Consider the following 13,220-nt stretch of genomic DNA (forward strand, 5'->3'; position numbering starts at 1 on the left):
ATGCGGCGTGAAATCATTGCACCGCGGCCAGGCTGGCAGCAGAAGCTCGAGCAGCTCGGCTTCGACTTCTACGTCCTCGACAGCAAGGCCTACTGGACCGAGCAGGCATGCTATGCCTTCACCGCAGACCAGATCGACGAACTCGAAGCCTCGACCGAGGAACTACACGGACTCTGCCTCAAGGCGGTCGAACATGTGGTCGCGAATAGACTGTGGGAACGCATGCGCATCCCACCGGCGTGGGGCGACTATATCGAGCGCGTGTGGCGTCGGTCCGATCCGACAATCGCCGGCCGCTTCGATCTCGCCTACGACGGCCGGAACCCGCCGAAGCTGCTCGAATACAATGCCGATACGCCGACTGCGCTCTACGAGGCCGCGGTGGTGCAATGGTACTGGCTGAAGGACGCCAAGCCCGGCGCCGATCAGTTCAACTCGATCCACGAGAAGCTCATCGAGGCGTGGCGCGGGATCCTGGCGCGCCTGCCGCCGGAGGCCCTGGTCCATTTTGCTCGTTTCGAGGACCATCCCGAAGATCTCGCGACCTCTGAGTATCTGCGCGACACGGCCCTGCAAGCCGGTCTTGCCGGCAAGCCGATCAGCGTGGCCCAGATCGGCTGGAACGGTCGACGCTTCACTGATCCCGACGAAATGCCGATCCAGGTGCTGAGCAAACTCTATCCCTGGGAGTGGATGGTGCGCGAGGAGTTCGGTGCGCACGTGCTCACCGATACGACGGCGTTCCTCGAACCGGCGTGGAAGATGATCCTCAGCAACAAGATGATCCTACCGCTCCTCTGGGAGGGGTTTCCCAACCATCGCAACCTTCTGCCGGCGTTCGACAGCGAGCATCCCGATCTCGGCCGAGCTTTCGTGAAGAAGCCAATCTTCGGCCGCGAGGGCCACAACGTTACGGTCGTCGGACCGGGCGTCTTCGATACTGCCGGCGGCAACTACGGCACCGAAGGCTTTGTCTGGCAGGCTTACGAGCCGTTGCCGGTGTTCGACGGCAACTACGCATTGGTTGGTTCCTGGGTAATCGACGGCAAGGCCGCGGGAATTGGCATGCGCGAGGACGAGCGCCGTATTACGCACAACAACAGCCGTTTCGTACCGCACTACTTCAATCCGACAGGTGGCCCATGAGCGAACTCTGGATCCAGCCCACAGGTGCTGCGCTTGCTGCCGATGTCCACGGCATCGATCTGTCGCGCCCTATGAGCGATACCACCTTCGAGCGCATCGCCGAGGCCTGGGCTAAACACCTCGTCCTGCGCTTCTCCGGCCAGAAGCTCGACGACCACATCTTGATGGCCTTCAGCGCCCGCTTCGGCGAACTCGACCGCGTGCCGGTTGCCGCGGCGAGCCTGGATCGCGCCGACTCCGATGTCGTCGCCGATGCGCGCGACTGGGTCGCCGTGATCTCGAGTGTCAAGAAAGACGGCAAGGCGGTCGGCAGTCTCGGCAGCTACGAACTCGTCTGGCATACGGACATGTCCTACAATCCGCTGCCGCCGCGCGCTTCGCTGCTTTACGCGCTAGAAGTGCCGCCCGACGGTGGCAACACCGGCTTTCTCAACATGTACGAGTCCTACGAGACCCTGCCGGCCGAGCTGAAGCGCGCAGTCGACGGCAAGACCTGCATCCATGATTCCAGCCGCAACTCGGCTGGCGAGCTGCGCCGCGGCTTCCAGAGCACGCTCGACGTGCGCCGGACGCCGGGCGCCGTGCATCCTCTCGTCCGTCTGCATCCGGTTACGAAGCGCAAGGCGCTGTTCCTTGGCCGCCGTCCCGGCGCCTATGTCCACGGCCTGTCGGTCGAGGAGAGCGAGGCGTTGCTCGACGCCGTCTGGGTGCATGCCACGCAGGAGCGCTTTGCCTGGTACCAGAAGTGGCGTGCCGGCGATCTCGTCCTTTGGGACAATCGCTGCGTCATGCATCGGCGCGATGCTTTCGACGAGAGCCTGCGGCGACTGATGCACCGCACGCAGATCGTCGGCGAGCCGGTGCTCGCGGGGTGATAATCGTCATGCGTATCCTTTTACTTTCCTCGCTCCTCATAACTTTGCCGGTCGCTGTAGAGGCGGCACCGGATGCCGTTCAAACCGCCGCGATCTGCCAGACGCGCACCACCTGCAAGATCGACAAGACCTACGATGCCGGAAAGTCACCCGCCGGCGCGTCGCTCACCGTCGCGGAAGTCAGTCTGGGCCTCGCCGACAAGCCCAAAGACGAGGACGATGGTTGTCGCAGCAGCAATGGCGACAAGAATGGCGGTATTGAATACTGGCTGCTTGAGGGCACCTCACCACCCAAACAGATCCTGAAACTATGCAACGACGGCTATGGTTCATCAGGCGTGGGCGAGGATGAAGTCACGATAAGCCCCAACCGATTGGCCCATTGGCAGACGGGCGGCTCTTCCTGGCGCTGGTCGGGGACCACCATCTACTCGCTCTCGCCGTGGCGACCGCTCACCGAGCGCTCGTGCAGCTATCACACATCCTCGGAAACGAGCGGAACGAGTACCGACTACGATTATGCGACGATGGTCGTCCGTTCGATCTCGGAAGATCGGGCGACCCACCCCGACCCCGGCATCGGCTGCGCCGAATGGCCCAAGGACTCGGTACCCTTCGCGCCGAAACTTACTCCCGGCGTGGTGGGCGCCTACGACATCGTCGGTCCAGTGCTGGGCGATAATCCAAAGATCCCGACCGGCACGGCTATCGGCAACTGCGTGCCGACAATGAGCACCGCTGGCGCCAACGGCTTCATCGTCTACGGCAAGCCGGCACCCGCCGACCAGGCGGCGGAGATCAAGGCGATGGCCATCGGGCTGAAATCCCTGCTGATCCAGGTCTTCGATCCCCTCGCCGCCGCGCAGCCCGCTGCGGCCAAGACCTCCTGGATCAATCTCCCGCATGCCGAGCTTTGGATCGGCCTCAATCAGGAGAACGTCCGCACCAGCCTGCCGCTGAATCAGCTGCAGCAGATCGGCGTCGATCTCGAAGGCCGTATTCATCGCGGCGTGGGCAAGGCAGGGCCTCTGCCAACCGTACAGCGCTGGCAGGCGCGCGATGCCGACGGCCGCCCCGTGACTGTCCTGCGTCTCGATTGGACCGACGACTATGCGTTGCTAAACGGCGTTGCTTTGGTCTATTCGCAAGCAGAAGGCGGCAAGCAGACGCGACTGGTCTCGACAACAGGCATCGCCAACAACCGGCCGCTTTACGTGCCGAGCATCGTCCAGCTCGACGAGAGCCCGGCGAAGAAGCTCGGCCGCTGCAGCGTTCGCGACGGGCGGCTGGAGCGCAGCGGCTGGTGAAGGGCTTAGTTCCTGGCGCCGACTGGCATCTTGATGGCGGCGTTGCGACGTTCGACCATCGGATCTTCGAAGGCTCGAGGATAGCGGTGCGGCTGCTTCGACATGCTATCGAGCTTCGCCAGGGCTTCGGCCGGTAGACGCCAGCCGCCCGCAGCCAGTGTCTCGCCAAGCTGCCGGGCATTGCGGGCACCGACGATGGCGCTGGTCATGAACGGTTGTTCCATGACCCAGCGCAGCGCCACCTGGGCCGGCGACTTGCCGATTTCCTTGGCAACATCGAGCAGTGCCTGCAGGATTTCGCCGTGGTTGGGCGCAAAGAAGCGGCTTTGGAATCCCCAGCCTTCGGCCGAGCGTGTCCCCTGAACCTTGAGGCTGCCGGGCGTGTAATTGCCCGCGAGGTACCCGCTTGCCAGCGGCGACCAGGCGACCACCCCTAGCCCTTCGGACTCGCAAGCCGGTACAATCTCTTCATCGATGTCGCGGACGACCAGGCTGTATTGCGGCTGATAGGCCACGAAACGCGTCCAGCCCCTCGCGCCGCTGATCGCCAGCGACTTCATCAGCCTCCAGGCCTCGTAGTTTGAGCAGCCGGTGTAGAGCACCTTGCCCTGGCGCACGAGATCGTCGAAGGCCTGCAGCATCTCGTCGAGCGGCGTCTGATGGTCGACGTGGTGAATGTAGTAGAGGTCGAGATAGTCGGTCTGCAGACGGCGCAAACTGTCCTCGACCGCCTGCATGATGTGCAGGCGTGACATGCCGGAATCGTTCGGCCTGCTGCCCATCGGGTTGAAGACCTTGGAGGCGACGACAGCGTCGGATCGTCGGCCCTTCAGGGCCTTGCCTAGCATCGCCTCCGATACACCGGCGACATAGGCATTGGCGGTGTCGAAGAAATTGACGCCGGCATCGAACGCGGCGTCGACCATGCGTTTGGCCTCCGCCTCGTCCGCGCCGTTGCCGAAAGTCATGGTACCGAGACAGATCTCGGAAACTTTCAGGCCGGCACGGCCGAGGCGGCGGTAATCCATGGTCAGAGGCCGAGCATCGCCTTGGCCAGCACGTTGCGCTGCACTTCGGACGAACCGCCGTAGATGGTCGTCTTGCGCGTGTTGAAGTAGCGCGGCGAGACGTCGTCGACATACTCGCCGCCAACCGGCACGACGTTGCTGTCGTAGTTCCGGAGTTCCGTGAAGGGCGTGCCGTACCAGCCGACCGCCTCCACCGCGAGCTCCGTCACCTTCTGGCCGACCTCGGTGCCACGCATCTTCACCACCGAGCCCATGTTGCCCGGCGCGTCGCCGGTCTTGAGGCTCGAATAGAACATCAGCTCGTTCATCTCGATGGCATCGATCTCCATCTCAAGCGCCGCCATCTTCTCTCGCCAGTTGGGATTGGCCGACAGCGGCTCACCCTCGTTGAGCTGCGTCTTGGACAAAGTCTGGAGATGACGGAATGCCTTGCGCAGGCGAGGCCCAAAGGCCTGGCCACCACGCTCGAACTCGAGCAAATACTTGGCGTAGGTCCAGCCCTTGTTCTCTTCGCCGACCAGATTCTCGACCGGCACCTTCACGTCCGTGAAGAAGACCTGGTTCACCTCGTGCCGCATCGGCGTGCGCGTGCCATCGACGAGATAGATCGGATCGAGCGTGATGCCCGGCGACTTCATGTCGATCAGCAGGAAGGAAATCCCTTCCTGGCGCTTGCCCTCATTGGAGGTGCGGACGAGGCAGAAGATCCAGTCCGCATAGTGGGCGTTCGTCGTCCAGATCTTCTGACCGTTGACGATGTAGTGATCGCCCTGTCGCTCGGCCTTGGTGCGAAGCGAGGCCAGATCGGAGCCCGAGCCGGGCTCGGAATAGCCCTGGCACCACAGCTCCTCGGCAGCGGCGATCTTGGGCAGGAAGCGCTTCTTCTGCGCTTCGCTGCCGAACTTCATGAGGACCGGGGCCACCATCTTGATGCTGAACGAGGAGAGATAAGGCGAGTCGGCCCGAGCCATCTCCATCTCGAAAATAAATTTCTGCGTCGAACTCCAGCCAGGCCCGCCAAACTCCTTGGGCCAGTTCGGGCAAAGCCAGCCCCTGCTCGCGAGCTTCTTCTGCCACTGGACCAGCCGCTCCTTCGAGACGTGGCTGGTACGGCTGCGGCGGCTTTCCTCGGCCACCTCGGGGGGCATGTTGGCGGTGATCCAGTCCCGGACCTCCTGCTGGAATGCCAATTCCTGATCGCTGAACGCTAGACGCATTTCTCAGTCTTTCTGTCTTCTGGGGCGACGCGAAGGATCTCGCATTCGCTCCCTTGATTTCCCTGAAACTCTCCTGAAGTCCTTCGCTTGCGCTCGGGACGACGGGCTACAGGCCGAGCATGACCTTCGACATGATCCCGCGCTGCACTTCCGACGAGCCGCCATAGATGGTCATCTTGCGGCCGTTGAAGTAACGCGGCGCCAGCACGTCGACGCCTTCGGGGCCGATCGGCTCGACATTGGCGTTCCAGGCGCGCTGCTCCGGAAATGGCTGGCTGTAATAGCCCGCCGCTTCGACCGCGTACTCCTGGACCTGCTGCATGACTTCCGTGCCACGCAGTTTGATCATCGACGAGAGCGGCCCCGGGTTCTGGCCCGAGGCGAGCTTGGAGTAGAATTCCTGCTCGAACATCTCCAGGCCGGAAATCTCGATGTCCATGCGGGCGAGCTTCTCGCGCCACGCCGCGTCGGCCAGGATCGAGTCCTCGCCTTCCGGCATCGACTGGGCCAGCCGCCTCAGCCGCTCGAAGCCGGACCGCAGGCGCGGGCTGTAGGGATTGCCGCCGCGCTCGAATTCGAGCAGGTACTTGGCATAGGTCCAGCCCTTGTTCTCTTCGCCGACGCGGTTCTCGACCGGCACCTTCACGTCGGTGAAGAACACCGAGTTCACTTCCTGCGTGCCGGCACGGTTGCCGTCGGCCGTGATGATCGGCTCGACCGAGATGCCCGGCGTCTTCATGTCGATCAGCAGAAAAGAGATGCCCTCCTGCGGCTTGCCTTCGTTGGAGGTGCGCACCAGGCAGAAGATCCAGTCTGCGGTCTGCGCGAGCGTCGTCCAGGTCTTCTGGCCGTTAACGATGTAGAAGTCGCCCTCGCGCACCGCCTTGGTCCGCAAGCTGGCCAGGTCTGAGCCCGAGCCCGGCTCCGAATAGCCCTGACACCAGATCAGGTCGGAGTTCAGCATCGGCGGCAGGTGGCGCGCCTTCTGCTCGGCCGAGCCGTATTTCATGATCACCGGCGCGCACATCTTGGGGCCGAACGGCGAGGTGCCCGGCGCACCAGCCTTGGCCATCTCCATCTCGAAAATATACTTCTGGGTCGTCGTGAAGCCCGGCCCCCCGAACTCCTTAGGCCAGCCGGTGCAGAGCCAGCCTTTCTTGGCCAGGCGCTTCTGCCAGTCGATCAGCCGTTCCTTCGGCATGTAGGCGTTACGGCCGACCTTGGTCTCGCCCATGATTTCGGGCGTCAAATTCTCCTTCAGCCAGTCGCGCACTTCCTGTTGGAAGGCCAGTTCTTCCTTGCCGAATGTCAGGTCCATTGGGGGCTCCTTTTAGGGGCCGGAGGGTACCGCGCCGGGTTCCAGCCCGTAAAGCGTAGGCTACAGTGTGCTCTCCCGCGTTTCGCTTTCAGGAAATGTGCATGTCGCCGCCTGTCCAGCCCGTCGTCAGCGATGAAAAGCTCCCGGCGTCGGTCGATGTCGTCGTGATTGGCGCCGGTATCGCCGGCTGCAGTGCCGCTTACTGGCTCGCAAAGAAGGGCCACTCGGTTGCCCTGCTAGATAAGGGCAATGTCGGTGGCGAGCAGAGCAGCCGGAATTGGGGCTGGTGCCGCCAGCAGCATCGCGATCTGCGCGAACTGCCGTTGGCGATGAAGAGCCTGGAGATATGGAGGGATTTGAACCGAGAGCTGGGCGCAGAGACCGGCTTTCGCCCCACCGGCTTGCTCTACGTCACCACTCGCCCCGACGATTTCGCACAATGGGAGGAGTGGACGCTGCGGGCACGCGACTACCAGATGCACAGCCACGTGCTGAGCCCTGCCGAAGCCAAGGCGATGACGCCCGGCAGCACCGGCGACTGGATCGGTGGCGTGCACTCGCCGGGCGACGGCCGCGCCGAACCGTCCCTCGCCGGCCCTGCCCTCGCCGAAGCCGCGCGCAAGCTCGGCGCCACCATCCACCAGAACTGTGCGGTCCGAGGTCTCGATATCGCGGCAGGAAAAGTTGCAGGCGTCATTACCGAGCGCGGCATCATCCGCGCGACCGCCGTGTTATGCGCCGGCGGTGCGTGGAGTTCCCTCTTCCTGCGACGCCACGGCCTGCGCCTCCCCCAAGCCGGCGTCCGCTCCACTTCCTTTGCAACCATGGCCGCGCCTGAGGTCACAGATGGTGGCCTCTCGATGCCCGACGTCACGATCCGCCGGCGGCTCGATGGCGGCTACACTGTGGGCCTCGGCGGCCGCGGCACCGTCGACCTTTCACCTCAGGGCCTGCTTTATGCCCGGCAGTTCCTGCCCACGCTCAGGAAGCGCCACAAAGGGCTGACCTTCGGTATCGGTCGCTCGTTCTTCGACGGGCCGGAGGCCTTCGCCCGTTGGTCCTTCGACAAGGTCTCGCCGTTCGAGCGCCAGCGCACCCTCGATCCGGCAGCCGATCCCAAGCTGGTGAACCAGGGGCTGACGAAGCTTGCCGAGCACTACCCCGTTCTAAAAGGCCTGCAGGTTGCGCGATCCTGGGGCGGCCTGATCGACTCGACACCCGACGGTATTCCGGTGATCTCGGCGGTCGACCCGATGCCCGGCCTCTACCTCTCGACCGGCTACACGGGCCATGGCTTCGGCATCGGCCCCGGCGCTGGCCGCCTGGCGGCCGACATCGTCGCCGGCGATCCGCCGATCGTCGATCCGTATCCCTTTCGCTACAGCCGTATGATCGACGGTACCGATCTCGGCGCGCCGGGGATGATGTAGCCCTACTCCGGCTTCGCGCCTGACTCCTTGATGATCGGGTCCCAGAAGGCCATCTGGCTGTCGTAGAACTGCTTGGCCTGCTCCGGCGTCGAGATGATCACTTCGATGGCCAGCTCATCCGCCTTCTTCATCATGTCGGGCTGCTTCAGCGCCTGGTTGAAGGCGGCGTTGAGCTTGTCGATGATCGGCCGCGGCGTCTTGGCCGGAGCGTAGGCCGCGTACCAGGTGTTGATCGAATAATCGAAGCCCGCCGCCTCCTTGATCGTCGGCACGTCGGGAAGCTGCGGCAGGCGCTTGGCGGCCGCCACGCCGATCACGCGGACCTTGCCGCCGTCGATGAAGCCCTTGCTCGACTGCAGCGTGTCGATCTGGAAGCCGTGTCGGCCCGCGATCATGTCGACCATCCCCGGCGCCGAGCCGCGGTACGGGACATGCAAGGCGTCACCGCCGGCACGCTTGGCGAACAGATAGCTCGCAAGATGAATCATCCCGCCGTTACCCGAGGACGCGTAGGAGTATTTGCCGGGATCCTTGCGCAGCATGCTCACCAGTTCGGGCGTGCTCTTTGCGCCATCGATCGGCGTCAGCAGGATCAGCGGCACACTCGCGACATAGGCGATGGCGGCGAGCCCGTTCACCGGATCGTAGCCGAGCTGCTTGCCGTAGAGCGCCGGCGCCATGGCCATGGTCGAGGCGCTGAACAGGATCGTGTACCCGTCAGGTTTGGCATCGGCGACCATTGCCGTGCCGATGTTGCCCGTGGCGCCCGGCTTGTTCTCGACGACGACCTGCTGTCCCAGGATCTCCGATAGTCGCGGCGCTAAAAGGCGTCCGACGACGTCTGTCGGGCCACCGGCCGCGAAGGCGATGATCATTCGGATCGGCTTGTCGGGATAATTGGCCTGCGCAACAGCCGGCGTGGCCAGCACCGTCGCGCCAAGTCCTGCAAGTGCTGTCCGTCGAGTGATCGTCATGGTGTCCCCCCTTATTCCACCTTGGCGCCCGATGCCTTCACGATCGGCGCCCACATGGCCATTTGGTCTTCGTAGAATTTCTTGGAGCTGGCAGGTGTCGACTCCACCAGCTCGATCCCCATGCCCCTGGCCTTGTCCATTAAATCCGGATGCTTGATCGCCTGGTTTATCGCAGCATTGAGACGGTCGACGACCGGCTTGGGCGTTCCAGCCGGGGCAAAGATCAAGTTCCAGGTGACGACTTCGACAGCGATCCCCGTCTTCTCCTGCACGGTCGGCACATCGGGCATCGAGGCGACACGCTTGGGCGTGCAGACGGCCAGGATCTTGAGGCGCCCTGCATCGGCAAAGCTCTTGCTGCTGCCCAAGGTATCGATCTGGAAAGCATGACGCCCAGCGAGAGTATCCTGCATGGCCGGGGCCGATCCCTTGTACGGCACGTGCAGGACATCTGCGCCGGCGCGCTGGGCGAACAGCAGGCTGCCCATATGGATCAGGCTGCCGTTGCCCGGCGAAGGATAGGAATGCTTGCCCGGTTCCTTGCGCAGCAACGCCACGAGCTCTTCGATGGAACCCGCACCGGCCGCCGGTGCGACAACGATCATCGGGACAGTGGTGAAATGACCAACGGCTTCGAGGCTCTTGTGAGGATCGTAGGGTAGCTTCTCGTAGAGCGCCGGCACGATTCCCATGATCGAGGTGCCGACCAGCAGCGTGTAGCCGTCCGGCTTGGCATCGGCCACGATCTGCGAGGCGATATTGCCTGCCACGCCCGGCTTGTTGTCCACGACGACCTGCTGACCGAGGATTTCCGTCAGCCGCTGCGCCAGCAGCCGGCCGGCAATATCGGTCGGCCCTCCAGGCGGGAAGCCAATGACCAGCCGGATCGGCCGGTCAGGATAGACCGCTTGGGCATTGGAAACCGAAGGCGCAGCCGCGAGCGCCACGCCGGCGGCCAGTACGCGCCGCCGCCCAAGGACCGTCATTGCTTCCCTCCGCTATCTTTCCTCGAGACTGTACGAGGCTGCACTCGACATGCAATGCAGGGCGGTCGCTTGGCGGATTTTGCCGCCGGCCAGATCAATCTAGACAGCGATAACCACGCCGTCGTGGCCAGGGTCGGCGCCACCATCGAGGCCGTCCTCGTGGATGCGAATGGCGTGGACGGCGGCAAAGCCGAAGCCGTAGGGGCTGCGGACCACCGGATAACCCATGCCCTGCAGTTCGCGCTCCACCCTGCCCTGGATGCGGTTGGAGATGTCGATCGTCTCCGAGGTCGCCGAGAAGCGCGGCGCGCTCACCGCCTCGACCATCGTCATGTCGAAATCGAGCGCGTTCAGCACGACGTGCAGCACGCCCATGGCAATCTGCGTGGCGCCGGGTGCGCCGATGATCAGGTGCGGCTTGCCGTCCTTGAAGATGATCGACGGCACGACCGAGCTGAAGCGGGCCTTGCCGGGCGCAATCGAACCGGCCCGGCCGGGCCGCGGATCGAACACACCCATGCAGCCGTTGTACATGAAGCCCAGGCCCGGCGTGATGACGCCCGAGGGCATCCCGAGCGAGTGGGTCATCGAGAAGCAGTTTCCGTCCTTGTCGAGAACAGAGATATGCGTCGTGTCCTTGGAAACGGCCCCGGAGTTGAAACGCGGCACCTTGGCCATAGCGCCGGCCTGGATTTCCCCGGCCATTTCCTTGGCGTAGGCTTTCGAGATCAGCTTCTCGACCGGCACCTTCACGAACCTGGGATCGCCGACATGGGCGTCCTTGTCGATGGTCGCCCGCTTCATCGCCTCGCTGACCACGCGCAAATACTGCGCCGAGCCGTGCTCCATGGACCCGAGGTCGAAGTTCTCGAGGATGTTCAGCATCTCGAGCAGCATCACGCCGCCGCCTGGCGGCTGGTTCGTCGAGACTTTGTAACCGCGATAGTCGCCCCACAGCGGCTGATTGCGGACCGGCGTCCAGGTCTTGAGGTCTTCGGCGGCCAGCAGTGCCTCGTTCTTCTTCATGTCTTCGGCAATCGCAGCTGCGATCTCGCCCGTGTAGAAGACGTCGGCGCCGCCTTTCGCGATGGTGCGCAGGGTCTGCCCGTAGTCGCGATTGACCACGCGGTCCCCCACCCGCTTGGGTGTGCCGTCGGCACGACAGTAGAGGTCGCGCGCTGCCTTCGTGAAGGTTATGCGTTCGTGGTTGGGTGCCCGGCCGAATGCGCCGTCGTCGGACCACCAATAGTGAACGTGCGGCCGCACTGTCCAGCCGCTCTCGGCCCAGGCAATCGCCGGCTCGACGATGCGCGACCAGGGCAGCTTTCCGTGTTCCTTGTGCGCCTCGTAGTACATCTTGAGATTGGCCGGTGCGCAGACCGACTTGTACCCAATGTCGTTGACGCGGCCCTTCAGGATGAAGCCGTAACCGTCACGCGCCTCGCTCTCGATCAGGTTGGCCCACATGTCTGGCCGGGCGCCGAGCGGTGCCGGGGCGTGGGCATCGATATAGCCGTGGAACTTTTTGCCCGGCATGTAGATGCCGCAACTGCCGAAGCCGGCAATGCCGCACATCAGTGGATCGACAACGCCCTGGACCAGCGCGCAGGCAATGCCCGCATCGACGGCGTTGCCGCCTTCGCGCAGCACGTCGGCACCCGCCTCCGTCGGTTCCGGTTGCGGAGCCACGATCATCGCCTGCTTTTTGTAACGCACGGTTTCCTCCAACTTCGTTGGAGGAACTCAATCCCAACCGTTCCGCTTGCGCAACACGGCCGATGAGGGTGCAAGCGCCAGACCCTTGCTCTGGACGGTCGGCAGCCATTCCGCCAGCGCTTGCAGTGTGACGTCGTGCGGATGGCCGATCGCCACGGCGAAACCCTGTCGTCGCGCCACCGCTTCGGCTTCGGCAAGCTTGCGCCGCACCGCGTCCAAAGTCTCGTCGTCGTCGAGGAAGACGTGGCGCACGATCGACGGCACGCCCTGGTCGTGCGCCGTTTGATCGCCGACCGATTGGGCCGTCGTGCGCGAGTCGAGGAACATCAGGCCGCGTGCCTTGAACTGGCGCATGACTGTTTCCATCCCAGGACGGAACGCGGTGAAACGGCTGCCCATGTGGTTGTTGACGCCGACAAAGCCCTCGAAGCTGTCGAGCGCACCATTCGTGCGCTGACGCAATTCGGCATCGTTTAGCGAGACCAGAAGCGCGTTCGGGCCCGGATCGTTGCGGCCGTTGGGCTCCATCGGAAGATGCAACATCAGCTCGTGCCCCTTCGCCCGCGCCGACTTCGCCTGCTCGCGCAATTCCTTGGCGTACGGCAGGAACGACATGGTCATGGGGCCTGGCAGTTCCCATGCCCGCCGCGAACGCGGCCGGTCGAGCCCCACATCGTCGATCACGATCGCGATCAGGGGACGGCTGTCGAGGTCGCGAAACGGTACTGCATTGCGCCGCCAGGTTTGCTCGATCGATGCCGATGCCGCGATTTGCTGCGGCCTGGGCGGTGCCTGCCGCGGCTTCTCGCCGAGCGTGGCGCGTGGCTTACCGGGTTCTGCCTCGGTGTACTTCGGGAAGTCAGGCAGATCTTCGAGGCGGGCGTATTTCGGTTGAGACCCGCCCGTCGCCGAGGAAGCGCCGCGCTTCATGTCTTCGAGCGTGTCGCGTGCCACGCCGTCTCGATCCGTCAGATCGAGTCGCTGCGCCAGCCAGTAGCCTCCGAACAGGCTTCCGACGAACATCAATACGACAGCCACGACGATCGAATGCCAGCGATGAGCCTCGGCCCATGAGAAGAGCCCGCTGAAATGCCCTCGTAGACGATCCCCCAGTCCTGGCGGCGGCTTCGGACTCCTTCTGTTCGACTTCCCGCTTCTGTTCTTCCTAGACGCCATGTCAGAGATTTGCCCTAAGGTCTTGGCGGGTCATTGTTCTTTTGCCT

Annotated in this window: 11 protein-coding genes; 4 read left to right on the top strand and 7 right to left on the bottom strand. The window is 63.8% G+C overall.

All coding sequences use genetic code 11. The features are described from left to right. Genes BN60_RS10690 through BN60_RS10700 form a run of 3 tightly spaced genes read left to right on the top strand, consistent with a single transcriptional unit; the run spans position 1 to position 3,328 of the window. Complete coding sequence (locus BN60_RS10690; protein WP_020696036.1) at positions 1 to 1,146, top strand: glutathionylspermidine synthase family protein; 1,146 nt, start codon at positions 1 to 3, stop codon at positions 1,144 to 1,146. Next, a complete protein-coding gene (locus BN60_RS10695) occupies positions 1,143 to 2,021 on the top strand; it encodes a TauD/TfdA dioxygenase family protein (RefSeq protein ID WP_020696037.1) in 879 nt (292 codons plus the stop codon). The genes BN60_RS10690 and BN60_RS10695 overlap by 4 nt, the downstream gene beginning before the upstream one ends. An 8-nt stretch (positions 2,022 to 2,029) precedes the next feature. Continuing rightward, on the top strand, positions 2,030 to 3,328 hold the full coding sequence (locus BN60_RS10700) for a hypothetical protein (protein WP_043283825.1): 1,299 nt from the start codon (positions 2,030 to 2,032) through the stop codon (positions 3,326 to 3,328). A gap of 5 nt (positions 3,329 to 3,333) precedes the next feature. On the opposite strand, the gene BN60_RS10705 is transcribed toward BN60_RS10700, so the two are convergent. From BN60_RS10705 to BN60_RS10715, 3 genes are all read right to left on the bottom strand, one after another. Continuing rightward, positions 3,334 to 4,356, bottom strand: coding sequence for an aldo/keto reductase (locus tag BN60_RS10705; RefSeq protein WP_020696039.1), 1,023 nt, complete (start codon positions 4,354 to 4,356; stop codon positions 3,334 to 3,336). A gap of 2 nt (positions 4,357 to 4,358) precedes the next feature. Further along, positions 4,359 to 5,573, bottom strand: coding sequence for an acyl-CoA dehydrogenase family protein (locus BN60_RS10710; protein WP_020696040.1), 1,215 nt, complete (start codon positions 5,571 to 5,573; stop codon positions 4,359 to 4,361). A gap of 106 nt (positions 5,574 to 5,679) precedes the next feature. Further along, entirely contained in the window at positions 5,680 to 6,891 is a 1,212-nt protein-coding gene (locus tag BN60_RS10715) for an acyl-CoA dehydrogenase family protein (protein ID WP_020696041.1), read from the bottom strand. 101 nt (positions 6,892 to 6,992) lie between these two features. Between BN60_RS10715 and BN60_RS10720 the strand changes: the two genes are divergently transcribed. Next, entirely contained in the window at positions 6,993 to 8,321 is a 1,329-nt protein-coding gene (locus tag BN60_RS10720; RefSeq protein WP_020696042.1) for an NAD(P)/FAD-dependent oxidoreductase, read from the top strand. Between the two features lie 2 nt (positions 8,322 to 8,323). Here BN60_RS10720 and BN60_RS10725 read toward each other — a convergent pair whose 3' ends face one another. From BN60_RS10725 to BN60_RS10740, 4 genes are all read right to left on the bottom strand, one after another. Further along, entirely contained in the window at positions 8,324 to 9,295 is a 972-nt protein-coding gene (locus BN60_RS10725) for a Bug family tripartite tricarboxylate transporter substrate binding protein (RefSeq protein WP_043283826.1), read from the bottom strand. 11 nt (positions 9,296 to 9,306) lie between these two features. Further along, positions 9,307 to 10,281 carry a Bug family tripartite tricarboxylate transporter substrate binding protein gene (locus tag BN60_RS10730; RefSeq protein ID WP_020696044.1) on the bottom strand — a complete coding sequence of 325 codons (975 nt, stop codon included), beginning with the start codon at positions 10,279 to 10,281 and terminating at the stop codon, positions 9,307 to 9,309. A gap of 99 nt (positions 10,282 to 10,380) precedes the next feature. Then, positions 10,381 to 11,976 (bottom strand): gamma-glutamyltransferase, encoded by a 1,596-nt coding sequence (gene ggt, locus BN60_RS10735; protein ID WP_020696045.1) that lies wholly within the window; start codon positions 11,974 to 11,976, stop codon positions 10,381 to 10,383. A 48-nt stretch (positions 11,977 to 12,024) separates the two neighbouring features. Beyond that, positions 12,025 to 13,020, bottom strand: a complete 996-nt coding sequence (locus tag BN60_RS10740; protein ID WP_020696046.1) for a divergent polysaccharide deacetylase family protein — start codon at positions 13,018 to 13,020, stop codon at positions 12,025 to 12,027. Positions 13,021 to 13,220 lie beyond the last annotated feature (200 nt).

This window comes from Reyranella massiliensis 521 (assembly GCF_000312425.1).
In the GTDB taxonomy this organism is placed as follows: domain Bacteria; phylum Pseudomonadota; class Alphaproteobacteria; order Reyranellales; family Reyranellaceae; genus Reyranella; species Reyranella massiliensis.